24 protein-coding genes and 1 riboswitch are annotated in these 24,060 nt (G+C 72.2%); of the genes, 8 read left to right on the forward strand and 16 right to left on the reverse strand.

Annotated elements, in window-relative coordinates:
• The first annotated feature begins 6 nt into the window (after window positions 1-6).
• The gene (locus tag LQF12_RS11150) at window positions 7-852 is read left to right on the forward strand and encodes a DinB family protein (protein WP_231053007.1); all 846 of its coding nucleotides are present in this window, start codon (window positions 7-9) and stop codon (window positions 850-852) included.
• On the opposite strand, the gene LQF12_RS11155 is transcribed toward LQF12_RS11150, so the two are convergent.
• Window positions 849-1,736 carry an AraC family transcriptional regulator gene (locus LQF12_RS11155; RefSeq protein ID WP_231053008.1) on the reverse strand — a complete coding sequence of 296 codons (888 nt, stop codon included), beginning with the start codon at window positions 1,734-1,736 and terminating at the stop codon, window positions 849-851. The two genes, LQF12_RS11150 and LQF12_RS11155, sit on opposite strands and share 4 nt — an antisense overlap.
• A 105-nt stretch (window positions 1,737-1,841) precedes the next feature.
• On the opposite strand from LQF12_RS11155, the gene LQF12_RS11160 reads away from it, so the two are divergent.
• Genes LQF12_RS11160 through LQF12_RS11180 form a run of 5 tightly spaced genes read left to right on the forward strand, consistent with a single transcriptional unit; the run spans window position 1,842 to window position 10,461 of the window.
• Entirely contained in the window at window positions 1,842-5,210 is a 3,369-nt protein-coding gene (locus LQF12_RS11160; protein ID WP_231053009.1) for a DUF5107 domain-containing protein, read from the forward strand.
• A 49-nt stretch (window positions 5,211-5,259) separates the two neighbouring features.
• Window positions 5,260-6,582: an ABC transporter substrate-binding protein gene (locus LQF12_RS11165; protein WP_231053010.1), complete on the forward strand. Its 1,323-nt coding sequence runs from the start codon at window positions 5,260-5,262 to the stop codon at window positions 6,580-6,582.
• Window positions 6,579-7,523, forward strand: coding sequence for a carbohydrate ABC transporter permease (locus tag LQF12_RS11170; RefSeq protein ID WP_231053011.1), 945 nt, complete (start codon window positions 6,579-6,581; stop codon window positions 7,521-7,523). Before LQF12_RS11165 ends, LQF12_RS11170 begins: the two co-directional genes overlap by 4 nt.
• On the forward strand, window positions 7,520-8,395 hold the full coding sequence (locus LQF12_RS11175; protein ID WP_231053012.1) for a carbohydrate ABC transporter permease: 876 nt from the start codon (window positions 7,520-7,522) through the stop codon (window positions 8,393-8,395). The genes LQF12_RS11170 and LQF12_RS11175 overlap by 4 nt, the downstream gene beginning before the upstream one ends.
• Complete coding sequence (locus LQF12_RS11180) at window positions 8,392-10,461, forward strand: alpha-galactosidase (protein WP_231053013.1); 2,070 nt, start codon at window positions 8,392-8,394, stop codon at window positions 10,459-10,461. The genes LQF12_RS11175 and LQF12_RS11180 overlap by 4 nt, the downstream gene beginning before the upstream one ends.
• On the opposite strand, the gene LQF12_RS11185 is transcribed toward LQF12_RS11180, so the two are convergent.
• From LQF12_RS11185 to LQF12_RS11230, 10 genes are all read right to left on the reverse strand, one after another.
• A complete protein-coding gene (locus LQF12_RS11185; RefSeq protein ID WP_231053014.1) occupies window positions 10,418-10,684 on the reverse strand; it encodes a type II toxin-antitoxin system RelE family toxin in 267 nt (88 codons plus the stop codon). The two genes, LQF12_RS11180 and LQF12_RS11185, sit on opposite strands and share 44 nt — an antisense overlap.
• Window positions 10,681-10,956 (reverse strand): type II toxin-antitoxin system Phd/YefM family antitoxin, encoded by a 276-nt coding sequence (locus tag LQF12_RS11190; RefSeq protein WP_231053015.1) that lies wholly within the window; start codon window positions 10,954-10,956, stop codon window positions 10,681-10,683. The genes LQF12_RS11185 and LQF12_RS11190 overlap by 4 nt, the downstream gene beginning before the upstream one ends.
• A gap of 67 nt (window positions 10,957-11,023) precedes the next feature.
• On the reverse strand, window positions 11,024-11,875 hold the full coding sequence (locus LQF12_RS11195) for a 5-oxoprolinase subunit C family protein (protein WP_231053016.1): 852 nt from the start codon (window positions 11,873-11,875) through the stop codon (window positions 11,024-11,026).
• Window positions 11,875-12,471: a 5-oxoprolinase subunit B family protein gene (locus LQF12_RS11200; protein WP_231053017.1), complete on the reverse strand. Its 597-nt coding sequence runs from the start codon at window positions 12,469-12,471 to the stop codon at window positions 11,875-11,877. The genes LQF12_RS11195 and LQF12_RS11200 overlap by 1 nt, the downstream gene beginning before the upstream one ends.
• Window positions 12,468-13,205 (reverse strand): 5-oxoprolinase subunit PxpA, encoded by a 738-nt coding sequence (locus LQF12_RS11205; RefSeq protein WP_231053018.1) that lies wholly within the window; start codon window positions 13,203-13,205, stop codon window positions 12,468-12,470. Before LQF12_RS11205 ends, LQF12_RS11200 begins: the two co-directional genes overlap by 4 nt.
• A complete protein-coding gene (locus LQF12_RS11210; protein WP_231053019.1) occupies window positions 13,202-14,101 on the reverse strand; it encodes a hypothetical protein in 900 nt (299 codons plus the stop codon). The genes LQF12_RS11205 and LQF12_RS11210 overlap by 4 nt, the downstream gene beginning before the upstream one ends.
• 31 nt (window positions 14,102-14,132) lie before the next feature.
• A complete protein-coding gene (locus LQF12_RS11215; RefSeq protein WP_231053020.1) occupies window positions 14,133-14,924 on the reverse strand; it encodes an ECF transporter S component in 792 nt (263 codons plus the stop codon).
• A complete protein-coding gene (locus tag LQF12_RS11220; protein WP_231053021.1) occupies window positions 14,921-16,477 on the reverse strand; it encodes an ABC transporter ATP-binding protein in 1,557 nt (518 codons plus the stop codon). The genes LQF12_RS11215 and LQF12_RS11220 overlap by 4 nt, the downstream gene beginning before the upstream one ends.
• A complete protein-coding gene (locus LQF12_RS11225) occupies window positions 16,474-17,490 on the reverse strand; it encodes a CbiQ family ECF transporter T component (RefSeq protein ID WP_231053022.1) in 1,017 nt (338 codons plus the stop codon). The genes LQF12_RS11220 and LQF12_RS11225 overlap by 4 nt, the downstream gene beginning before the upstream one ends.
• Window positions 17,490-18,125, reverse strand: a complete 636-nt coding sequence (locus LQF12_RS11230) for a hypothetical protein (RefSeq protein WP_231053023.1) — start codon at window positions 18,123-18,125, stop codon at window positions 17,490-17,492. Before LQF12_RS11230 ends, LQF12_RS11225 begins: the two co-directional genes overlap by 1 nt.
• 88 nt (window positions 18,126-18,213) lie before the next feature.
• A riboswitch (adenosylcobalamin-variant (AdoCbl-variant) riboswitch) is annotated at window positions 18,214-18,287 on the reverse strand.
• A 72-nt stretch (window positions 18,288-18,359) separates the two neighbouring features.
• On the opposite strand from LQF12_RS11230, the gene LQF12_RS11235 reads away from it, so the two are divergent.
• Complete coding sequence (locus tag LQF12_RS11235) at window positions 18,360-18,914, forward strand: cob(I)yrinic acid a,c-diamide adenosyltransferase (protein ID WP_231053024.1); 555 nt, start codon at window positions 18,360-18,362, stop codon at window positions 18,912-18,914.
• A 19-nt stretch (window positions 18,915-18,933) separates the two neighbouring features.
• Here the strand turns inward: LQF12_RS11235 and LQF12_RS11240 are convergent, their stop codons facing one another.
• Together LQF12_RS11240 and LQF12_RS11245 are read right to left on the reverse strand one after the other, a co-directional pair.
• Window positions 18,934-19,941: a sugar phosphate isomerase/epimerase family protein gene (locus LQF12_RS11240; RefSeq protein ID WP_231053025.1), complete on the reverse strand. Its 1,008-nt coding sequence runs from the start codon at window positions 19,939-19,941 to the stop codon at window positions 18,934-18,936.
• A gap of 27 nt (window positions 19,942-19,968) precedes the next feature.
• On the reverse strand, window positions 19,969-21,144 hold the full coding sequence (locus LQF12_RS11245) for a Gfo/Idh/MocA family protein (protein ID WP_231053026.1): 1,176 nt from the start codon (window positions 21,142-21,144) through the stop codon (window positions 19,969-19,971).
• 109 nt (window positions 21,145-21,253) lie between these two features.
• On the opposite strand from LQF12_RS11245, the gene LQF12_RS11250 reads away from it, so the two are divergent.
• Window positions 21,254-22,417 (forward strand): ROK family transcriptional regulator, encoded by a 1,164-nt coding sequence (locus tag LQF12_RS11250; protein ID WP_231053027.1) that lies wholly within the window; start codon window positions 21,254-21,256, stop codon window positions 22,415-22,417.
• 3 nt (window positions 22,418-22,420) lie between these two features.
• Here LQF12_RS11250 and LQF12_RS11255 read toward each other — a convergent pair whose 3' ends face one another.
• From LQF12_RS11255 to LQF12_RS11265, 3 genes are read right to left on the reverse strand one after another with little or no spacing between them, the layout of a single operon-like run.
• Entirely contained in the window at window positions 22,421-22,648 is a 228-nt protein-coding gene (locus tag LQF12_RS11255; RefSeq protein ID WP_231053028.1) for a hypothetical protein, read from the reverse strand.
• Window positions 22,645-23,625 carry a S1 family peptidase gene (locus tag LQF12_RS11260; protein WP_231053029.1) on the reverse strand — a complete coding sequence of 327 codons (981 nt, stop codon included), beginning with the start codon at window positions 23,623-23,625 and terminating at the stop codon, window positions 22,645-22,647. Before LQF12_RS11260 ends, LQF12_RS11255 begins: the two co-directional genes overlap by 4 nt.
• Before the next feature lie 12 nt (window positions 23,626-23,637).
• Window positions 23,638-24,048 carry a pilus assembly protein CpaE gene (locus LQF12_RS11265; protein WP_231053030.1) on the reverse strand — a complete coding sequence of 137 codons (411 nt, stop codon included), beginning with the start codon at window positions 24,046-24,048 and terminating at the stop codon, window positions 23,638-23,640.
• Window positions 24,049-24,060: the final 12 nt, after the last annotated feature.

Here is a 24,060-nt window from a genome sequence, read left to right on the forward strand (position 1 = left end):
GATCCCATGCCGGAGACCAAGGACTGGACGTGGGTGCTGGACCGGCGGTGCCCGCAGTGCGGGGCCGAGGCCGGGGCCCTCGAGCTCGCTCAGATCCCGGCCGCGGTGCGCACGCAGATCCAGGTCTGGCCGGTGGTGCTGCGCCGCGAGGACGTGGTGTCGCCGCCCGCGCCGGGTATGTGGTCCACGCTCGAGTACGCCGCCCACGTGCGCGATGTGCTGGAGGTCTTCGACGCCCGGCTCACCACCGTGCTCACCGAGGACGATCCGGTCTTCGAGGGCTTCGACCCCGATGCCGCCGCCCTCGAGGGCGGGTACCGCGAGCTCGACCCGCAGACGGTCGGAGCGCAGATCCTGGCTGCCGGTGAGTCGCTCGCCGCCCGGGTGGAGGGCGTCACGGCGGAGCAGGCGGAGCTGCGGGGCACCCGCGCGGACGGTGCCGAGTTCACCATCACCTCCCTGATGCAGTACCTGCTGCACGATCTGGTGCATCACGCGTGGGATGTCACCGAGGGGCGGCCGGACGAGGACGAGGACGAGGCGGCCGAGTCCGATACGCCCGGCCCACCGCCCCTGCAGGCGTTCGCCCACCGCCATCGGCGGGTACTCGGCATCCTGCTGGGGATCGCCGCGCTCGCGCTGGCGCTCGCCTACGTCTTCGCCGCGCCTCCGGAATCGGATGCCGGGCCCGTCCGGGAGGCCATCGTGCGCTGGAGCGTGCCCGGCTGCTGGGCGCTGATCTCGGCCGCGGGTGCGTGCTGGGCGTTCGACGTCCGTCAACAGGTCAGGAACGTGATCGCCTACGCCGCGGTGGCGTGCTGGCTGGTCTACCTCGGCGCGCGGCTGCTCTAACTGATGTGCTCGGCCCGCGAGGCCTTGCGGAAGCTCGAGGGACTGATGCCGTTGACGGCACGGAACTGCCTGGAGAAGTAGAACTCGTCCTGATAGCCCACGGCGCGGGCCACCTCGGCGACGCTTCGGCTGGTGGTCACCAGCATCACCCGGGCCCGGGCCATCCGGGTGCGGGTCAGGTAGTCCAGCACTCCTCCCCCGGTGGCCTGGCGGAACAGCGCCGCCAGATGGGAGGTGCTCAAGCCCACGTGCGCGGCGACGTCGGGCACCCGCACCGGCTCGTCGAGGTGATCGAGCAGGAACTCTCTGGCTCGCTGGACGGGGCCTGCCTCGTCCCGCGGGCCGGCCGAGCGGTCGGCACCGAGCTGAGCGAGCACATGCCACGCCGCGCCGGCGGCCGCCATCAACGACGGCGTCGTCTCATCGCGCTCGAGCGCTTGCACGGTCTGCTCGACCAGGTGCACCACCCGCGCGGGATCGTGCAGGTCCACCACCTCCTGCCGGGAGTCGCCGACGATCGGCGCAAGGAGTTCACCGAGGTCGGCTCCCGTCGCGTGGAACCACCACAACGTCCACGGGTCGCGCATGTCGGCCCGGTACAGGTGCGGGGCCCCAGGAGTGAGCACGAGTGCCTGGCCGACGCCGATGCCGATCGTGGCGCCGTCGATATCGCACCACCCCCGCCCGTCCGTGCACACGAGCACCACTGCCTCACGCGCACCGTGGGGCCGGGACCGGCCGTGGTTGGCGGCGTGGGGGAAGTAGCCCGCGTCGGTCACCAACAGCCGGGAAGTCAGTCCCGCCTGCGTGGCCCGAGCGACGAGCGGACGAGGCAGCACCTGCATCCGCTGACCCGCGAATCCGTCCTTGGTGTAGGCCGCCATTCCCCCAGTGTGCCTCACTATCGACATCCCACCACAGTCGAATCGTCCAGGAAGTCCAGGCGATCGGACATTCCGGGAGATCGCGCGCCGTCCTAGCGTCGAGACATGTTCACTGAGGAACCGACGCTCTCCCTCCCGGACCGCCCGACCGACCTGGTCGAGGCTCCGGTCGCCGCCTGGCGTGAACCGCTGCCGTTGCGCACCTACCACCCGGCGGCGCCTTCCGACCTGCCCGCCTACCTGGACGCTCGCGTCTACCAGGGCTCCTCCGGCCGGGTCTACCCGCTGCCGTTCCACGACCGGATCGAACCGGAGCCGACCGCCCATCGCTGGGATGCGATCCACCTCGAGAATGCCTGGGTGCGGCTGGTGATCCTGCCCGAGCTGGGTGGCCGTGTGCACCTGGCTTTCGACCGCACCTCCGGCTCCGAGCTCTTCTACAACAATCCGGTGATCAAGCCGGCGCTGGTGGGCCTGGCCGGTCCGTGGATCGCGGGCGGGATCGAGTTCAACTGGCCCCAGCACCACCGCCCCGCCACCTACCTGCCCACCGACAGCCACATCGAACACGAGGCGGACGGGTCGGTGACCGTGTGGTGCTCCGACCACGACCCCTTCGACCGGATGAAGGGGATGCACGGCATCCGCTTGCGCCCGGACAGCTCCGCGATCGAGCTGCGGGCCCGGCTGTACAACCGCACCTCGTTCACTCAGACCTTCCTGTGGTGGGCCAACGTCGCCGCCCGCACCCACCGGGACTTCCAGTCCTTCTTCCCCGACGACGTGACCGTGGTGGCCGACCACGCCAAGCGGGCCGTCACCGCCTTCCCTGCCGCCGACCGCCCCTATTACGACATCGACTACCCCGGCCGCCGCCGCGAGACCTTCACGGCCGCGGACGGCACGGTCGTCCCCGGCGACCGGATCGACTGGCCGGACAACATCCCGGTGCCCACCTCCTACATGGTCACCCACTCCGAGCACGACTTCTTCGGCGGCTACGACCACGCAACCGGCCTGGGATTCGTGCACGTGGCCGACCGGCGCATCGCCGTCGGGAAGAAGCAGTGGACCTGGGGCGAGGCCCCGTTCGGGCGTGCCTGGAACCGCAACCTCGCCGACGGTCATGACGCTGACTCCGCCTACGTCGAACTGATGGCCGGGGTGTTCACCGACAACCAGCCGGACTTCGCCTTCCTCGCCCCCGGGGAGACGAAGGTGTTCACCCAGGTCTGGTACCCGTTGCGTGATATCGGGCCGGTCACCGAGGCCACCGAGGATGCGGCCCTGCGCGTCCAGCGCACGGGTGAGGTGCTGAACATCGGCGCGATCACCACGACCACCCGGTCCGGGGCCGTGGTGGAGGTTCTCGATGCCGCCGGGACCGTGCTGGCAGCCCACCAGCGGGACCTGGACCCGGCCACGCCTGCCAGCGTGGAGGTCGGCGCCGGCAGCGCGGCGAGCGTGCGGGTGCGCCACGGCGAGCAGGTGCTGGTCAGCCAGCACCTCGGTTCAGGTTCCGCGACCACCGCAGCCACGGAGGAGATCCACGCGGCCACCGAGCCGCCGGCGCCCGAGAGCGTGGGCACCGTCGAGGAGCTGCTCGAGATCGCCGGTCACCTACGCCAGTACCGGCACGCCACCCGCTCGCCCGAGCCGTACTGGGCCGAGGCCCTGCGCCGCGAGCCGGGTCATGCCGGAGCGAGCACCGCCGTCGGGATCGCGCGGCTGCGCCAGGGCCGCCTGGCTGAGGCCGAGGCGCACCTGCGCACCGCCGTGGACCGCCTGACGGCCTACCACCCCACTCCCAGTGACGCGACGGCGCTGTACCACCTGGGCCTGACCCTCTCACTCACCGGCCGGCCGGACGAGGCCTATGACCTGTTCGCCCGGGCCTCCTGGAACCGGCCGTGGCGGGCGCCGGCCGGCTTCGAGATGGCACGCCTGGACGCTGCCGCGCACCGGGACGCCACCGCTCTGCACCGAGTGGCGGACGTCCTGCGAGCCGAACCCGACCATCTGCAGGCCCGGACCCTGCAGGCGGTGCTGCTGCGGCGCACCGGCGCGCCCGAGGCCGCCGACGCCGCACTGGCCCAGCTACAGGAACTGGACCCGCTGCACTGGTTCTCGCGCGACGTCGCCGGCGAGCCGCTGCACACCGACGCCCAGACCTGCCTGGACGTGGCACTCGAGCATGCCGCCGTCGGCTCCACCGCCGAGGCGCTCCGCGCGCTGGAGACGGCGCTTGAGCTCGACCCCGAGCGGGCGCTGGGGCAGCCCGCGGTGAGTGCGCTGGCACTACTGCACCGCGCGGACCTGCTCGAGCGCACCGGGGACGAGACCGGAGCCGCCCAGGCCCGCCAGGCCGCGGCGGCCGCCGACCGCACCTGGTGTTTCCCCGGACGGCTCGAGGACGCCCTCATGCTCGAGCGCACCGTCGCGAACCACCAGGACCCGGTGGCGCAGGTGCTGCTAGGGCACTGGCTCTACGCCGTCAACCGCCGGGACGAGGCACTGAGTGCCTGGCAGGCCGGTGCGCGCGAGGCCGGAGACGCCGTGGTGCACCGCAACATCGGCCTCGCCCTGGCCACGGCGGGCGAGGACCACGATGGCGCCCGTTCGGCCTACGACCGGGCGCTCGCGCTGGCTCCCGGGCACCCGCGGATCCTGCGCGAGCGGGACCAGCTCGACCGGCGCCGGGGCGCGCCCGTGGCCGAGCGGCTGGAGGCGCTGCAACAGGCTGACCAGGCCGTGTCCGAGCGCGACGACCTCGCTGCCGAGCTCGCCCATCTGCTCGTGTGCTCCGGCGAGGCCGGCGCCGCGCGTCGCCTCCTGACCGGGCGGCAGTTCCAGCCCTGGGAAGGTGGCGAGGGAGAGGTACTGCGGGTGTGGGAACGCACCTGCGCCGCCCTGGCGCGTGTGGCCCTGGCCGCCCATCGCCTCGAGGAGGCCGCCGACCGGGTGGCCGAGGCGCTCATCCCGCCGGCGAACCTCGGCGAGGACCGTCACCCGCTGGCCACCACCGCCGGGCTGCAGCTGCTGGCCGGCGACGTCGCAGCCGCGGCCGGGCGTCAGGAGGAGGCCGAGCGCGCCTGGTCCGTCGCCGCGGACCAGGTGGGCGACTTCCGCTCGATGAGCGCCAGCCGCCACAGCGAGGCGACCTATCACAGCGTGCTGGCGCTGCGCCGGCTGGGCCGGGCGGAGGAGGCGCAGGCGCTGACCACGGATCTGCGCGGTTTTGTCGACGAGCTGGCGGTCAGCACTCCGGTGATCGACTACTTCGCCACCTCGTTGCCGGAGATGCTGCTGTTCCCACCCGACCTGATCGAGCAACGCGACGTCCGCGTGCAGGTGCTGCGTGCCCAGCTGGACCTGCTCGACGGCCACGACCACGCCGCCCACCGGCGCCTGACCGAGGTGCTGGCCGCGGTGCCCGACCACCCCGATGCCCACGACCTGCTCCCCGGAGCCTGATTTACCCATCCATCACTATGCGCCGCACGGCGCGCAGGAGGTTTCGACGATGAATACCACCACCCGCACCAGTCCTCTCTCCCGGCGAGGGTTCCTGCTCGGAGCCGGAGCCGTCGGCACCAGCGGGCTGCTCGCCGGCTGCATCGGCTCCGACGGCGGCGGCGAGGAGACCGCCGATGGCGGCGGGACCGCTGACGGCGGCGGTTCCACCGGGATGATCACCCTCCAGAACTCCCAGTCCGACCCGGCCCCGCGGGAGGCGCAGGAGACCCTGATCGCCGAGTACCCGGGCGAGGCGGAGATCAACACCGTCGCCAGCGAACAGTTCCGGGCCCAGCTGTCCACCTATCTGACCTCCGCGAACCCGCCGGACGTGCTGACCTGGTACGCCGGGTCAGTCGCGCGCGACTATGCCGCCGAGGGCCTGTTGCTCGACGTCTCGGACATGTGGGAGGGCGAGGGCGTCTGCGCGAACTTCTCCGACGCCCTGCGTGAGCTCTCGACCGCCGAGGACGGCAGTCAGATCTTCGTGCCGACCAACTACTACTGGTGGTCGGTCTTCTACAAGAAGTCTGCCTTCGAGGAGTGGGGCGTGAGCGCACCGGAGACCTGGGAGGACTTCCTCGCGCTGTGCGAGGAGCTGCAGGGCATGGGCGTGAACCCGCTGGCCAACGGCATCGGTTCCACCCCGTGGATGGCCTCGGGCTGGTTCGACTACCTCAACCTGCGCATCAACGGTGCCCAGTACCACCGCGAGCTGCTCGCCGGTGAGCACGCCTTCACCGACCCGGAGGTCGAGGCCGTGCTCGAGGAGTACACCAAGCTCATCCCCTACTTCGACCCGAACATGGTCTCCTACTCCTACCAGGAGGCGGTCACGCCGATGGTGCAGAACGAATCGGCGATGTACCTGATCGGCGCGTTCGTGACGCAGTTCTTCCCCGAGGACCAGCGCGAGGACCTGGACTTCTTCTCGGTGCCACCGATCAACCCGGACGTGCCCAGCGCGGAGGAGGCCCCCACCGACGGCTACTTCGCCTCCTCCGGCACCGACGATCCGGAGGGGACCAAGGAGCTGCTCGCCTACCTCGCCTCCGCACAGTCGCAGCAGACCTTCATCGAGGTCTCCGGATCCTCGAACCTGCCGACCAATCCCGACGTCGACGCCTCCGGGTTCTCCCCGTTGGTGCAGAAGGGCATCGAGCTGCTCAACAACACTGAGGAGATCACCCAGTTCTTCAATCGCGACTCCTCCGATGCGCTGCAGGCCACCGCTGACGACGCCCTCACCCGGTTCCTTGCCGACCCCTCCGACATCCCGGGCATCCTCGAGGGATGGCAGGCCGCCGCGATGCAGGTCTGGGACCAGTGACGGCGACAACCACCGCCACCTCGTCCTCGACTCCGGCGCCGCCACGGGCGCCCCGGCCGCCGTGGGTCAGAGCGCTGCGCCGGGTTCCGGTGGTGGTGTGGCTGTTCCTGCTGGTACCGCTCGCCGTCGAGGCGTTCTGGGTGTTCTGGCCTGCGTTGAACTCGTTCTCGCTCTCCTTCACCCGCTGGAACGGGATCGGCGCGGCCGAACCGGTGGGGCTGGGCAACTACGAGGCCCTGCTGGCCGACCCGACCTTCCAGACGGCGCTGCGCAACAACGTCATCTGGGCGGTCGGATTCGGCGGGCTGTCGGTGGCGATCGGCCTGGCGCTGGCGGTGGCGCTGAACCGGCCCGGGCGCGGGATCGGCCTCTACCGGGCGGCGATCTACCTGCCGATGGTCTTCTCCCTCGCCGTCACGGGCCTGTTCTGGCGGGTGCTGTACTCCCCCGACGGGCTGGTGAACTTTTCCCTCGCGACCGTCGGGCTCAGCAGCCTGGAGCGGCAATGGCTCGCCGATCCGGACGTCGCCCTCTACGCCGTGCTGGTCGCGGCGGTGTGGCGCCAGGTCGGCTACATCATGGTGCTCTACCTCGCGGGTCTCAAGGGGGTCGACCCTGCCCTGGAGGAGGCGGCGGCCATGGACGGCGCGAACCGATGGCAACGGTTCTCGCGCATCGTGATGCCGCAGCTGCGCAGCGTCAACGGTGTGGTCTTCGCGGTGACGGTGATCGACTCGCTGCGCACCTTCGACATCGTCTGGGCCATGACCCGAGGGGGTCCCTACAACTCCACGCACCTGCTCAGCACGTACATGTTCGAGCAGGGCTTCACCCTGGTGAACCTGGGGTACGGGTCGGCGATCGCGGTGGTGATCTTCGCGCTGGCGATCGTGTTCATCATCAGCTACCTCGTCCGCTCCATCCGGCAGGAGGACTCATGACTGCACCCGTGCAGACTGCCCGAGCCGCGCGCCCGAGCACGCGCCGCCGACCGAGCACGCAGCGCTCGCCCTTGTTCCACGTCCTGATGATCCCGTTCACCCTCCTGTGGGTGGCGCCGATGGTCTTCGTGGTCGCGGTCGCGCTGCGCCCGTTCTCCGACATCATCGCCCGCGGCCTGAGCGCGGTGCCGACCGGGGTGAGCTGGGAGGGCTTCCAGACGGCGCTGACCACCGGCGGCATCGGTGTGGCGTTGCGCAACTCGGTGATCGTGACGGTGGTCGCGGTGGTGCTCTCGCTCTTCCTGGCTTCGTTGGCTGCCTACGCCTTGAGCCGGTTCCGGATCCCGGGGCGGACCGTGATCCTGCTGCTGATGCTGGCCGGCAACCTGCTGCCTCCGCAGATCCTGCTGATCCCGGTGGCGAAGATCACCGAGGCACTGGGGATCTACGACACCCTGTTCGCACTGATCATCGTGCAGGTCGGGTTCGGGCTGGGGTTCTACACCTTCGTCCTGCACGGGTTCATGCGCGGCCTGCCGAACGAGGTGTTCGAGGCCGCCCGGATCGACGGGGCGGGCCCGGTGCGCATCTATGCACTGATCGTGCTGCCGCTGGCCCGGCCCTCCCTGGCCGCGTTGACGGCCCTGGCCACGACGTGGGTCTTCAACGACCTGATCTGGGCGATGACGGTGCTGCGCACGGAGGGCAACTTCCCGATCACGGCGGCGCTGCTCAATCTCCAGGGCGGGTTCGTCAGCCAGTGGAACGTGGTGGCCGCCGGCGCGGTGATCGCCGCGATCCCCACCGCGGTGGTGTTCTTCATCTTCCAGAAGCAGTTCGTCTCCGGACTGCTGGTCGGCGCGAACAAGTGAGAGTCCCGACGGCGACCGGTGCGCTGGTCTTCGAGGTCACCGAGGCAGGGCTCGCCCTGCAGCAGTGGGGTCCCGACGGCGGCCCACGCCCCCCGGTGCCGGATCGCGTGCCGTTCCGGACCCGTCCCGACGTCATGCCCACGCTGCTCACCGCTGCCGGCACGCGGCACGTGCACCGGGGCGAGCTGCTCGTGCAGCGCCCGGACGGGCGGACCGGGGTACGCCTCGTCCCGGGTGGGACCACGATCGGCGAGGACGGGACGCGGACCCGGCTGGCCGCCGTCTGGCAGGGCGAGGGCCTCGAGGTGGTGGTCCACGTCGAGAGCGACACCCGGCACGACGCGGTCGCGCAATGGGCGCAGGTCAGCAACACGAGCGAGGAGCCGCTGTGGCTCACGAGGGCGTTCGGCGGCGCGTGGGACCTGCCGGTAGGACCGGGGGCGCGGGTGGGCGCCCTGGTGGGCGAGTGGAGCCGGGAACTGACGCCGGTCACGATCGACCTGCCAGCGGGCACGGTCGCACTCGGCAGCCGCCAGGGCGTCTCCTCCCACACCTATGCGCCGGCGGTCACGCTGGCCCCGCGGAAGGGCGAGGGCGCGTATGCGGTGGCGCTGGCGTGGAGCGGCTCCTGGTCGATGACCGTGGACGCCACGCCCTTCGCCGATCGGGTGCGCGTGGGCGGCGGCAGCGACGACGAGACCGGCGTGATCCTGCTGGAGCCGGGGTCCTCGTTCGTCACGCCCCGCACCTACGCGATCCGCAGCGACAGCGTGGACAACCTGCCGCGGGCGTGGCACGCGTTCCAGCGGCTCGAGCTGCGCCGGGACTCCTCCGCCCACCACCACCCGGTGGTCTACAACTCCTGGTACGCCACCGAGTTCGACGTGCAGGTGGACCACCAGCTGGCGCTGGCCGCACGGGCGGCGGGGCTCGGCGCCGAGGTGTTCGTGCTCGACGACGGCTGGTTCCGCGGGCGCACCAGCGACCGGTCCGGGCTGGGCGACTGGCAGGTGGACCACGCGAAGTTCCCCGACGGGCTCGCTCCGCTGATCGAGGGCGTACGGGCGCACGGTATGCGGTTCGGCCTCTGGGTGGAACCGGAGTGCGTCAACCCCGACAGCGACCTGTTCCGGACCCGCCCGGACTGGGTCTACCGGGCGGGCGACCGGCCGCTGGTGACCTCCCGGAACCAGTACGTCCTCGACCTGGGCCAGCCCGAGGTGGAGGCGTTCGTGGCCGCGATGCTCCGCGAGCTGCTCGGCGGGCACGACATCAGCTACCTGAAGTGGGACATGAACCGGCCCGTCAGCGACGGCGGCCGGCCCGGTGATCCGCACGGCGGCGAGTGGTCGGGCCAGCACACCCGCGCCTACTACCGGCTGCTGGAGCTGGTGCGCGCGGAGTTTCCGCACGTGACCTTCGAGGCGTGCGCCTCAGGTGGCGGACGCACGGATCTGGAGGTGCTGCGCCGCAGCGACGTGGTGTGGGCCAGCGACGAGACCGGCCCCCGGGATCGGCTGGCCATCCAGCACGGCTTCCTGTCGGCCTACTCGGCGAGCTGGTTGAGCTCGTGGGTGACGGACGAGCCGGACCTGCTTGATACCGCCGATAGCCCGGTCAGCCTGACCTTCCGGTTCCTGGTGGCCATGTGCGGGGTGCTGGGCGTGGGTGGGGACCTGCTGAGGTGGCCGGAGCAGGATCGGGAGCTGGCGGCCGCACTCGTGACGACCTACCGGCAGATCCGCGAGGTGGTGCTCGACGGTGAGGTGTATCGCCACGGCGACCCGGCGGATCCTCAGTACGCCGTGGAGTACCGGACGCCGGAACGGCGGGTGGTGATGGTCTTCACCCGCGGCGGGCACCGGGAACCGGTGCGGCTGCCCGGGCTCTCGGGTGGTGAGCAGCTGCAGACGCTGGGGCCGGACGGGGCGCTGCACGAGGCCGGCGCTGTCACCACGGCGCAGGTGACCGACGGCCTACGGGCGCCGCATCACGCAGCGCGTGACGCCGATCTGCTGGTGATCACCGGGGCCGGTACACATCGGCTCGATGCGCCACACGGATGACGAGCAGCTCCGATGTCGCAGCGTCGAGCGAGAAGATGACGCGGTAGTCGCCGCGACGGGCGGATCGGAACCCCTCCAACTCACCACTCAGCGCCTTGCTCATCCGTTCCGGGTTCGCCGGCAAGGTGACCGTGATGAACTCCACGACGGCGCCGACAATCCTGGGTGGCAACCGATCGAGCCCACGCACCGCACTGGGCGCGAACTGGACCTCCCACGTCATCGGGGCGGCAGACCGTACCGCGCCCGGACGTCGTCGGCACTCATCGTGGACTTCTCCTCGACCGACCGCTGCGCTTCCGCGATGTCCTCCCGGATGCCGGGCTGGGAGAGCCAGAAGATCGTCTCGCGGAGCGAGTCGAGGTCGTCCTGGCTGATGAGCACGGCGGCACCGCGCCCGTGCCGGGTGATGCGCACGATCTCGTGCTCGGTCTCGACCTCGTCGAGGTAGGCCGAGAGTTTGTCCTTCGCCTCGCTCAACGTCACCGTCTTCATCGATCCAGAATACCCTCATGCAAGGCCTTTGAGTAGCCATACTTCTGGCCATCTACTGTTCGGACTACTACCAGCCGCGGTGTCGGAACCTGAACTGTTGCCCGGGCCGCACCTGTGCCGCAGCATCGGCGGCGGCCTCGGTGAGCACTCCGATCACCGGGTAGCCACCGGTCACCGGTTGGTCGGGCCCGAAGATCAGCGGCTTCCCGTCCGGCGGCACCTGGACACTGCCCCGCACCACGCCCTCCGATGCGAGTTCCCCGGCCCGTGCCCGGTCCAGCACCGGCCCGTCCAGGCGCACGCCTACCCGGTCACCGGTGTCGGTCACGGTGTAGGGCTCAGACAGGAACGTCTCCACCGCCGCGTCGGTGAACCAGTCCCGCCGCGGCCCGGGCAGCACGTCCAGCAGATATGGCATGTGCGCCGGCCCGTGCTCGGCGCCGATCGTCGGTACCGGACCGGTGACCGCACCGTCCACGGCCAGCACGTCCCCGGCCTGCACCGGCGGCGGCCCGAGCCCGGAGAGCACGTCGTGACTGGCCGAGCCGAGCACACGCGGCACGTCCAGACCGCCCCGGACCGCCAGGTAGCTGCGCAGCCCCCACGGCGGCGCACGTAGCACCAGTTCGGCGCCGGCCGGGAGTGCGATCACCGCCCCAGGTGGATGCACCCTGTCGTCGGCGCGCACCGGCGCCGGCGCACCGGCAAGGGTCACCAGCACCTCCTGCTCGGCCCGCAGGTGCAGCCGGCCGAGCATCACCTCCAGGGCGGGGGCGCCGTCGGGGTTGCCGAGCCTGCGGTTGGCGGCCATCAGGGCGCCGCGGTCGGCGGCACCGGAGGGGCTCACCCCGGACGCGGCGTGACCGGGGCGGCCGAGATCCTCGATCAGCACCAGCCCGGCGTCGAGCACACGCAGCATCAGCCCACCTCGCGGAACCGGACCCGGGCGCCCGCCTGCAGCAGTGCGGGCGGCTCCACCTCGGGGTCGAAGAGCACGGCGCCGGTGTGGCCCAGCAACCGCCAGCCTCCCGGGGAGGATCGCGGATAGACGGCGGCCTTGTCCCCCGCGATCGCGACCGCACCGGCGGGTACCGAGGTGCGCGGGGTGTCCAGACGGGCCACGTGCAACGCCGGATCCAGTCCGGAGAGATAGGCGAAGCCGGGCGCGAACCCGAGGAAGTCGGCGGTGTAGGTGGCACCGGTGTGCCGAGCGATCACCTCGGCGCGGGTGAGGCCGGTCAGCCGGGCGACCTCGTCGAGGTCCTCGCCGTCGTAGCGCACGTCGATCACCACCTCCTCGCCCACCTCGGCGGTGGAGGCCTCGTCCAGGGGGAGGCCGGCGGCCAGGGCACGGACGCCGTCGGGATCCTCGCTGGTGACGAGTACGGTGCGCGAGGCCGGCACCACGTCGATCACGCCGGGAGCGCCAGCGAGCGCCCGCGCGAGGGCGTGCGCGGCCCGCTGGTCGGCCACCTCGAGCAGCACGGCCCGCTCACCGCACGGCAGCACCCTCATGTGAACGGCTCCGGACTCAGGCCGGCCGCATCGAGGACGGCCCGCACCCGACGGGCGATGGCGACGGCGCCGGGGGTGTCCCCGTGCACGCACAGGGTGCGCACGTCCAGGTCCACGGGGGAGCCGTCGCTCGCCGCGATCGCACCGGTGCGGACCAGGGCCGCGACCCGGTCGGCGATGAGGTCGGCGTCGTGGAGCACCGCACCGGGTTCTGACCGGGGCACGAGCTTGCCGTCGGGGCTGTAGGCGCGGTCGGCGAACCCCTCGGCCACGGTGGTCAGGCCCGCGTCACGCGCACGCTCGAGCAGCAGGCTCCCCGGCGCCCCGACAACCGCGAGGTCCGCGTCCGCGGCGACCGTCACCACGGCGCGCACATGCCCCGGATCGGCCGCGTGGTATAGGGCGCCGTGCGGCTTCAGGTAGGTCACCTGCCCCCCGACGGCGGTGGCCGCCTCGACCAGGTCGCGGACCTGGGCGCGCAGGTGGGCGGTGAGGCTCTGCTCGTCGATGGCGACCGGGCGCCGTCCGAAATTCTCCCGGTCGGGGTAGGCCGGGTGCGCGCCGATCCGCACACCCCGGGCGAGGGCGGCACTGCAGGTGGCGAGCATGGTGTCGGGGCCTCCGGCGTGCCCGCCGCAGGCGATGTTCGCGCTGGTGACCACCGCGAGCATGGCGGCGTCGTCGCCGACGCCCTCGCCGAGGTCGGCGTTGAGGTCGAGCGCACGTGTGCTCATCGTTCGGGTGTCCAGCCGCAGTGGGAGACGAAGTCCGGATCCTGGTCCTGCACGTAGGTGACGAAGTCCCACCCCTCGACCGACGCGCTCATCCACGAACCGTCGGAGGTCTCGTCCTCGAGCCCGGTGGCGACGATCACGGGCGGCACCTCCGGCGAGGCGGCCTCCAGGCCGGGGGCCACGCTGACCTCATCGGGGTTCTCCCCCGGACCGCTCATCGGCAGGCACGCGCCGCCCCACGAGGGGAACGGATCGGTCTGGACCAGCCACGGGGTGCCGGCATCGTCGCGCTCGATGCGCACCATCCGCGTGACCTCGATCGTGGCGCCGTCCGCGCAGCCGGATTGCCAGGGCATCTGCGCCTCGGTGATCCGCACGCCGATGCCGCTCAATGCCGGGCTGATCTGGCGCACCTGGGTGGAGCACTCGCCCGAGGTCGCCACGGGGAACGGGTACTGGGTGAGGCGCTCGCCGTCGTTGAGCCAGGCGAACCAGGAGGTGCTCGCGCTCGGCTCGTCCTCCCCGCTCGTTTCCGCCTCGAAGGTCAACGGCGCGAGGACGTCCTGGTGCTCGTCACCGTCCAGGTCGACGTACAGGACCTCCTCGACGTCGGTGAGATAGCGCCCCGGGCCCGCGCGTTCACCGGTCGCCTCACCGTCGACGAGCTGCACCGTCTCGGGCTCGTGCCAGACATCTGCGGCCGTCCAGACGGCGTCGGCGAGATCGATGCTGCGCGGATCGAAGGGCTCCGGTTCTGGTTCTGGTGCTGCCGTCGTAGGTGTCGCGGTGGGGGGCGCTGCGGTCGGGGGCACTGCCGGGCCCGACGGTTCGCTCGTGCAGGCGCCGGTCGCCAAGACGGCAACGGTGAGCGCGATGAGGACAGCACCGCGGCGCATCACGCTCCCCTTTCCGTCGTCCAGGCATCGCTCAGCCTACGTCGCTGAACACCGCACGCCGGGCTGCCCGCCGCAGTGTCACCAGCACGGCGTGTCCGACCACGGCGATCCCGACGACGGTGGTCGCGGCGCGGGTGAGGTCCCATGGCAACGATGTCACCATGCTGTAGGTGAGGAACCGGGCGAGGTTGTCGGCCAGCGGGCCGCCCGGCACGAAGGAGAGCTCGGTGGCGGAGCCGAGCAGGAAGGGCCAGAACGAGAGGTTCATGGCCACCCCGAACAGGACCGAGGCCACGGCGCCGTAGAGCGCGAGCATGACCAGCTCGGTGACCGGACCGACCCTGCGCGGCAGCAGTCCCGCGCCGAGGCCCACCCAGGCCGCTCCCAGCATCTGATACGGCAGCCACGGCCCCACCCCGCCGGTCAGCAGCGCAGAGGCGAACAGCGTGGCGCCACCCAGCAGGAAGCCGAAGCCGGGCCCGAACACCCGGCCACCGAGCACCAGCAGCACGAACACGGTCTCCACTCCCCCGGTCCCGGCGGCGATCGGGCGGATCAGCGCCCCGACGGCGGCCAGCAGGCCGAGCATCGCCACCGCGCGGGTGTCCATCCCGCCGTCGCTGACGGCGATCGCCACCACCAGCAACGAGGATGCGAGCACCGCACCGAGCACGATCGGGGCAGCCGCCTCGTCGCTGAGCGCGGCACCGACGTCCAGCAGCAGCGGCCACGCGAACGCGAGCACACCCACCATGCTCACCGCCACCAGCGCGACCGCGAGCCGCGGCGAGAGCGGCACCGCCGCCGTTCGCGGTTCGCTCACGAGTCCCCCTGGGCCAGCGCTGCGCTCACCTCGGCCACCGTCAGCCAGCGCTGCGGACTGAGTACCTTCGCCACCTGCGGGGCGAGCAGCGCGGAGTCGGCCAGCACCTCCCGCACCGGACCGTCGGCCACCACTGAACCGTCAGCGAGCTGCACCACCCGATCGGCCACCTGGGCCACGAACTCCACATCGTGGCTGGCCACCACCACGGCGTGACCGGTGCCGGTGAGCCGGTCCAGGGCCGCGGCGAGATGCTCCTTGGCGGCGTAGTCCAGGCCGCGGGTAGGCTCGTCCAGCAGCATCACCCGGGGGCTGCGCGCCAGCTGGATCGCCACCGCGAGCGCCAGGCGCTGCCCCTCGGAGAGGTCGCGCGGGTTGGCGTCCTCGTCGATCCCGGGGACGAGCGCGTCCAGCAGTGAACGGGTGGTCCCGGGCTGCGCTCCGGCGTCGGCATCGGCGGTGCGGCACTCGGCCGCCACGGTGAGCAGGTAGAGCAGGTCCTCCGGGGACTGCGGCACCAGGGCCGCCTGCTCGTGGCCACGCACGCGGCCGCTCGCGAGCTGCTGCGCGCCGGCGAGGGCCCACAGCAGCGAGGACTTCCCGGCCCCGTTGCGCCCCATCACCGCCGTGACCTCGCCGGCGCGGATCTGCAGGTCGACGTCGTCCACGGCGACGGTGTCGTCGTAGGCCACCCGCACCCGCTCGGCACTCAGGGCCGCCTCCCCGGGTTCACGCGTGGGAAGCGCGGCTGAACCGAGACTCTCGCGCAGCGGTACGCTGCGCCGTCGTGCCTCCCGCACGGTGAGCGGCACCGGCTGCCAGCCGGCCACGCGGGCCAGCTGCACCACCGGCGGTGCCACGGCGGCGGTCGCGAAGACCTCGGCGGGGTCGCCGGCGTGAGCGCGGCCGCCGTCGAGAGAGATCACGGCGTCGGCGAAGCCGACCACCCGTTCGAGCCGGTGTTCGGCGAGCAGCACGGTCACCCCGGCGTCGTGCACGAGCCGTGCCAGGGCGGCCAGCACGTCCTCCGCGGCTCCCGGGTCGAGGGCGGATGTCGGCTCGTCGAGCACGAGCACGCGCGGCTGCGCGGTCAGCACCGCCCCGATAGCGACGCGCTGCTGCTCCCCGCCGGAGAGGGTGTGCAGGCCCCGGTCGCGCAGGTGGGCCAGCCCGAGCAGGTCGGCCACCTCCTCCACGCGGCGGCGCATGAGGGCCGGGGGGACGCCGAGCTGTTCCATCGTGAAGGCGAGCTCGTCCGCCACGGTCTCGGTGATGAAGGTGGCCTGCGGGTCCTGCCCGACCACCCCGACCGCGTCGGCCAGGTCCCGCGGCTGGTGGGTGCGGGTGTCCCGCCCGGCGACCCGCACACGGCCGCCGACCTGCCCGCCGGTCAGGTGCGGCACCCGCCCGCTGACGGCGCCCAGCAGGGTGGACTTACCCGAACCGGTGGGCCCCACCACCAGGCACAGCTCCCCCTCGGCGACGGCGGCGCTCACCTCGGTCAGCACCGACTCGCGGCCGTAGGCGACGGTGAGGTTCTCGATCTCGATCATGTGGCCTCCGACAGGGTGGGGGCGGCGAGCGCTGCGGCGGTGAGGACGCCGAGCAGCATGGCGTCGGTGCCGGCAGCACGACCGGCCAGGGCGATCACGAGCGCGACCGCGCCGGTCCCGGCCACGAGCCAGGCCCTCAGGCCCCAGGGCAGCGGCCGGTAGCGGGTCCGCACCACCGCACGGGAGGCGAACACCGACGCTGCAGCTGCGACGGCAGCACCGCCGATCAGCACCGCGAGGCCCAGACCGCGGGGAGCGCTCGCATCGAGCAGGGCGTAGGTTCCGGCGACCGCGGCGACCAGCGCGATCGTCACTCCCACGGTGACCCCGCGGCGGCCACCGCGGCCCGGATGCACGCGGCCGTACCCGCGCGAGTCCATGGAGGCGGCCAGCTCGAGCGCCTGGTCGAGTGCCCCGGCGAGCACGGGGATCAACCGGGCCGAGAACGCGCGCAAGCCGCGCCGGGGCGTCCCGCGCAGGCCCTGCGCCCGGCGCACCCGGGCGATCGCGGTGATCAGCTGCGGTGTGACCGAGACCGCGATCACGGCGGCGGTGCCGAGGTGGTGCAACGAGCCGGGCAGGCACCGCAGCGCCAGGCGCGGGTTGGCGATGGCGTTGACCGCGCCGAACGTGATCACCAGGGTGGCCAGGGACAGGCCGGTCAGCGCGGCGCTGGTCAGGCCATCGGCGTGCACGGGCCCCAGCAGCGAGAGGTTCGTGAACCAGCCCGGCAGCTCGATCTGCGGCCATACCCACAGCACCGGGCTGGAGTCAGGCAGACCGACCACGAGGTGGAAGCCGACCCGCACCGCCACGATGATCACGCCGAGCGCGATCGCGGCCGGGAACGCCTTCGCCCACGGCGAGTCCGCCCGGCACGCCACCCCCACGAGCAGCACGGCCAGCAGGATCAGCACCGTGGCTGCACCGGCAGGCAGTCGCACGACGGCGACCGTCACCCCGGCCGCCCAGGCCCACCAGGCCAGGGGGTGGGTGAGGGCCGCCGTCCTCATCAGCGACGCGAGCGACGGCGCAGCACCAGGGCGATCGCGACCACGAGGACGATCCCGATCACCACGGCGAGGATCGGCAGCACCGGGGTGGCGGGCTCGTCTGCGCCCTGGTCGGTGCTCTGGTCGGCATCATCGACCGGCTCGGCCACGGCGAGCGCGTCGGCCGGAGCGATGCCCGGGCCCTCGGAACCGTCGAAGTAGCGCCAGCCCTCGAGGGCCCCGGGGGCGGGATCGGCCTCGTCGGCGCCGACCTGGTAGCTGGTCCACTCGCCCTCGGCCTCGGCGCTCCAGTAGGACCAGTAGTTGCCGTCGAACTCCTCCGGGCAGGGGTCGGGCAGGCCGTCGATGGTGCAGATGAGGCCGGGCTGGGAGTCCTCCGGGGTGAATCCGGCCGATTCCAGCGCCTCGCGGCCGGTGGCCGGGTCGCCCTCGGCGCAGCCGACCTCGATGTCGCCACCGACGTCGGTGAAGTCGACCACGACGCTCACGCCGGCGCCCTCAGCACAGGCGGCGCCGACAGGCGCGGAGGTGGCCTCGGCCCCGGCGGAGGGGGCGCCGAACGCACCGGCGAGGGACGCCGTCGTGAGGGCCGCGGCAGCGGCGAGGGCCGGGAGGGAACGGAGGGTGAGCTGCACGGTGGGTGCCTTTCGCAAGGGACGCGAGCACGCCACGGCCGGCAGCCGGGGGCACCACCCGCAGTCCACGACGGGTCGAGTATCGAGGTCCTGGGCAGGTGATCCGACTCTCACGGTTGCGGGACAGCGCCGGAGTTGCACCGGCTTCCCCTGGGTCCAGGACTGAGAGCCCAAGTATGGCGGTTCGCGGCCGGGGTGGGCGAATGCTGAGCAATGCTGGGCCATGCTGGGGCGATGAGGATCTACACGCGCACCGGCGATGACGGCAGCACGGGTCGGCTCTACGGCGGGCGGATCGCCAAGACCGATCCGGTGATGGAGACCGGTGGGGACGTGGACGAGGTGGTCGCGCTGCTCGGGGTGGCTCGCGCGGCGTGCGACTCGCCGATCGCGGAGACCCTCCTGCGGCTGCAGCGCGAGCTGTTCGTCCTCGGCGCCGATCTGGCGGCAAACCCCGACCACCGGGACCGGCTCGAGCCGGGGGTCTCGCTGGTGAGCGAGGAGATGGTCACGGGCCTGGAATCGCTCATCGACGCACTCGTCGAGGCCCGCCCGCTGAAGCCGGTGTTCGTGATCCCGGGCGCCACGGCCACCGGTGCTGCGCTGGATCATGCGCGGGCGGTGGCGCGGCGTGCGGAACGCCACGCCCTCGCGGCCCGGGAGGCGGGAGCGCCGGTGAGCACGGTGGTGAGCCCTGCCGTCGGGCACTACCTGAACAGGCTCTCGGACCTGCTGTTCGTGCTCGCCCGGCACGCCGCCGGGGAGACGGAGGAGCCCACCACCCGCTGAGCGGGTGGTGGGCCCGGGCTCAGCGCGTCGAGAAGGCCGCGTCGAAGGCGGCCTCGGAGGGCTCGTACTTGCTGAGGGTGCGCACGAACTCCAGCGCCTCCGGGGCGCCGACGAGCCGGTCCATACCGGCGTCCTCCCACTCGACCGAGAGGGGGCCGTCGTAGCCGATGTGGTTGAGGGCGCGGAAGGCGTCCTCCCACGGCACGTCGCCGTGGCCGGTGGAGATGAAGTCCCAGCCGCGCCGCGGGTCGGCCCAGGGCAGGTGCGAGGAGAGCCGGCCGTTGCGGCCGTTGTTGATGCGCACCTTGGTGTCCTTGCAGTGCACGTGGAAGATCTTCTCCGGGAAGTCGAGCAGGAATCCGACCGGGTCGAGCTGCTGCCAGACCATGTGGCTCGGGTCCCAGTTGATGCCGAAGGACTCGCGGTGACCGATGGCCTCGAGGGTCTTGACGGTGGTCCAGTAGTCGTAGGCGATCTCGCTGGGGTGGACCTCGAGGGCGAACCGCACGCCCTGCTCCTCGAAGACGTCCAGGATCGGGTTCCACCGGTCGGCGAAGTCCTGGTAGCCGGCCTCGACGAGCTCGTCCCGCACCGGCGGGAACATCGCCACGTACTTCCAGATCGACGACCCGGTGAAGCCGGTGACGGTCTTGACCCCGAGTCGCTTGGCGGCGCGGGCGGTGTTCTTGAGCTCCTCCGCGGCCCGCCGGCGCACGCCTTCTGGGTCACCGTCGCCCCACACCGAGTCGGGCAGGATGTCGCGGTGGCGCTCGTCGATCGGGTCGTCGCACACCGCCTGACCCTTGAGGTGGTTGGAGATCGTCCAGACCTTGAGGTTGTTCTTCTCCAGGATCGCGAGCTTCTCGGCGACGTAGTCGTCGTCGGTGGCGGCGCGGTTGGGGTCGAGGTGGTCGCCCCAGCAGGCGATCTCGAGGCCGTCGTAGCCCCACTCGCCGGCCCGCCGGCACAGCTCCTCGAACGGCATGTCGGCCCACTGGCCGGTGAACAGGGTGATCGGTCGTGCCATGGGGGTGCTCCTTGTCAGGCGGGATGCTCAGGCGGGGACTTCTGTCCAGGTGCTGTTCTCGGCCGAGGACCGCTCGACGGCGTCGAGCACACGCTGCACGCGCAGTCCGTCGGCGAAGGACGGTTCGGGCTGGGTGTCCGCGGCGAGCGCGGTGATCAGGTCGACCACCTGGTGGGTGAACCCGTGCTCGTACCCGAGGCCGTGCCCCGGGGGCCACCAGGCGGCGATGTAGGGGTGCTCACCCTCGGTGACCAGGATGGTGCGGAACCCGTTCGTGCGCGTGCCTTGGCGGGCGTCGAAGTACTGCAGCTCGTTGAGGCGCTCCAGGTCGAAGGCGAGCGAACCCTGGGTGCCGTTGATCTCGATGCGGAGCGCGTTCTTGCGGCCCCACGCGAATCGAGTGGCCTCGAAGGTGCTGATCGCGCCGCCGGAGAGGCGTGCCAGCCAGATCGCGGCGTCGTCGACGGTGACCGGCCCGCGCTCGGTGCCCCCGACGCCGGCGATACCGACGCGCTCGGTCTCGACCGGCCGTTCCTTGACGAACGTCTCGGTCAGGCCGGCCACCCCGGTGATGTGCTCGCCGGTGATGAACTGGACGGTGTCGGCGATGTGGGCGCCGATGTCGCCGAGCGCGCCGGAGCCGGCGACGTCCTTCTGCAACCGCCAGGAGAGCGGCGCCTCGGGGTCGGCCAGCCAGTCCTGCAGGTACTGGGCGCGCACCTGGCGGATCTCGCCGAGCTCACCCTCGGCGATCAGCTGGCGGGCGAGCTGGATGGCGGGCACGCGGCGGTAGGTGAAGCCGACCATCGCCTTGGCGCCGTTCGGCGCCTTCTCTGCGGCGGCGGCCATCTGCTCGGCCTCGGCCACGGAGTTCGCCAGCGGCTTCTCGCACAGGACGTGCTTGCCGGCTTCCAGTGCGGCGATGGCGATCTCGGCGTGGGTGTTGCCGGGGGTGCAGATGTCGACCAGGTCGACGTCGTCGCGCGCGATGGCGGTGCGCCAGTCCGTCTCGGTGTGGGCCCAGCCGAGCGTGTCCGCCGCGGCGGCCAGGTTCTCGGGGTTGCGCCCGCAGATCAGGTGCTGCACGGGCCTGCGCGGCAGGTCGAAGAACCGGGGGGCCACACGCCACCCCTGGGAGTGGGCGGCGCCCATGAAGGCGTAGCCGATCATCGCCACGTTCAGCGGCGGGGACTGGGTGCTCATCGGTGAGATCTCCTCGGGCCGTGCGTTCTCGGACGGTGCGGGTCCACGGTATCGGGACTTCTGCCGGGAGTCGAGCAAAAGTCACCTGTCCCCGGCTACGGTGGGATGCGTGTCCTCGTCTCCGCAGCTGCTGCAGGTGCTCCGCGACGGCGTGCCGCGCACCCGGGCCGACCTGGTGGCCGAGACGGGCCTCGCCCGCTCGACCGTGACGCTGCGCCTGGATGCACTGCTGCGCACCGGGCTGGTGCGCTCGGAGGCCGGGACGTCCACCGGTGGGCGGCCGCCGATCTTCGTCCGCTTCGATCCCGGCGCCCGGTCGGTCCTCGCGGTCGACCTCGGGGCGGCGCACGTGGCGGTTGCCGTCACCGACCTGGACGGGACCGTCCTGGCCGAGCACCGTGAGGATCTGGACATCGCCGCTGGGCCGGCGCCGGTGCTGGACCTGGCGGCGCGGCGCGGCCAGGACCTGCTGGACCAGGTGCAAGCCGGCGGCGCCGGGCCTCTCGCCGGGATCGGCATCGGCCTGCCCGGGCCGGTGGAGCAGGCGACCGGACGGCCGCGGACCCCGCCGATCATGCCCGGCTGGGACGGTGCGGACGTCGTCGGGGTGCTGGGGCGCCGGTTCGGGGTGCCGGTGCTGGTGGACAACGACGTCGACCTGATGGCCCTCGGGGAGCATGTCACCGTCTACCCGGACACGGCGCACCTGCTGTTCGTGAAGGTGGCCACCGGCGTCGGGGCCGGCATCGTGGCCGGCCACCGGCTGGTGCGCGGCGCCGACGGCACGGCCGGGGATCTGGGCCACGTGGCAGTTCCGGGCGGGGCGCCCGTGCGCTGCAGGTGCGGGAACACCGGTTGTCTGGAGGCGCTCGCCAGCGGGACCGCGATCGTGCGCTCGGTGCGCGGGCTCGGGCACGAGGTGCGGCGGCTGGAGGAGGTGCAGGGCCTGCTCGAGGATGACGGGGTGGCGGAGGTGGTGCGGCTGGCCGGGCAGAGCCTGGGCGCAGTGCTCGCGAGCTGCGTCAACCTGCTCAACCCGTCGGTGATCGTGATCGGCGGACCGCTCGCGCACGAGCCGAGCCCGCTGTTCGAGGGCATCGAGCAGATGGTGCGAGGGCGCTCGCTGCCGCTGGCCACCAGCCGGCTGCAGGTGGTGGCGAGCCGGACGCACGGCCGGGCCGGGCTGCTGGGCGGGGCCAGAGCGGTGATCGACCGGGTGCTCGATCCGGCTGCCATGGACGCACCGGCGGGCGCGGAGCCGGCGGGCGGGTAGGCCTCAGCGCATTCCGACCTGCCCCACCACCCGCACCCGCACCGGCACACCCTCGACCTCCTCGCCGAGGAGCGTCCGCACCGCCTGGGCGACCGGCTCGGAGGCGACGTTGACGCGGACCGCATAGCCGCCGTCGTCCTCGGCGTGCAGTCCGACGCTCGTGTCGTGGCCGGCGAGCCTGGTGGCCACCTGGGCCTTGGCAGCCGTGGCGCGGCTCCGGTCGGTACTCACGCCGGCTCCTGCCGGTAGAGCTGGACCCCGAGGCCGTCCAGGACCAGCTCGATCGGGTTGGCGTAGGTCAGCCCCGCCCCGCCCGGGCCGCCCGTCTCAGATCCCGCGAAGAGCAGCCCGAGCGCGACGCCGTCGGTGGTGTGGATCAGCGATCCGGAGTCACCGCCGGCGGAGAAGTCGCCGTTGTCACCTTCGACCTCGACCTGGTTGTCGAATCGCAGCTGACCCAGCTCCGGTCCGTAGTCGACGACCACCTCATCGAGCTCGATCGCACTGATCCGGCCGGTGGTCACGCCCGTCGTCCTACCGATCTTGGTGACGCGCTCGCCGCCCTGGGCGGTGGCACTGGTGGTGACCGTACCGCCGGGGTGGCGCGGCTCGACGGTCGTCTCCTCGAGCCGCGCCAGGGCGGCATCCACGGTGGCGACCTGACCGGGGCGCAGCGGGATCACGGCGTCCAGCACCCCGATCCGGTCGGCCGGTGTGCCGCCGTCGAGCGGGCCGGGCTGCAGCACCGGATCGCCCGCGCCGGCGCGCGGGGAGCCTGCCAGTACATGCCAGTTGGACAGCGCGAACAGGGCGCCGTCGATGTCGGTGACGAAGGCGCCGAGCGTTCCGGCGGTGAGGTCCCGGTGCGCGAGGGACAGGCCGGGGCGCAGCGGGCGCACGCGCTGCTGCAGCTCCTCCGGCGCCGGGTCAGCCGGCTGGCTCAGCGCGCGGATCGGCCCGGTGTGGCGCAGGTCCAGCTCGGCCTCGGCTTCCCGGCGTAGTGCGCTCAGCGCGGCGCGGCAGGGTTCCTCCTCCAGGTACCGGACGGCGATCGCGTAGTCGGGTTCGCCCGTGCTCTCCCGCGAGGCGAGCCCGAGTGCCAGCCCGCCCGGGCGCGCTCCCGCCACCCGCGCGTCCACATTCGTGAGTGCCTCGGCGGCGACGCCGACCAGGTGAGCCTTGTGTGCGCGGGCCTCCTGCAGGTGCATGGCTCGAGTGTGTCAGTGGGTGGCCTGGCGGACCAGAGCCAGCACGGCGTGGGCGTAGGCGTCCTCCACGACGGCGGCCGCGTGGGTGCGCGAGGTGCCGTCGGTATCCCGCGCGCTCACCTCGAACCCGGAGTCGGTGCGGCGCAACGTCTCGAAAGTGGTGCCCAGCAACTCGCGCAACTGGTCCTCGCGGGGAAGCCAGAGGGCTTCATCGGCGGCGACGTTGTCGAGGGCCCACTCGGTGGTGCCGTTGAAGTTGAGCACGGTGCCGGTGTCGTAGGTGCGCGGTTCGATCACCATGTGCGAGAGCGTGAACACCTCCTCGGACAGCGCCTCGGCCTCGATGCGGAACTGGTCACCCGGGGCCGGGTCCCAGCGCAGGCCGGAATCTCGAAGGGCGCGGGCGAGGTCGTCGCTGATCATCGTTCCAGTATG

This window comes from Ruania suaedae, from assembly GCF_021049265.1.
In the GTDB taxonomy this organism is placed as follows: domain Bacteria; phylum Actinomycetota; class Actinomycetes; order Actinomycetales; family Beutenbergiaceae; genus Ruania; species Ruania suaedae.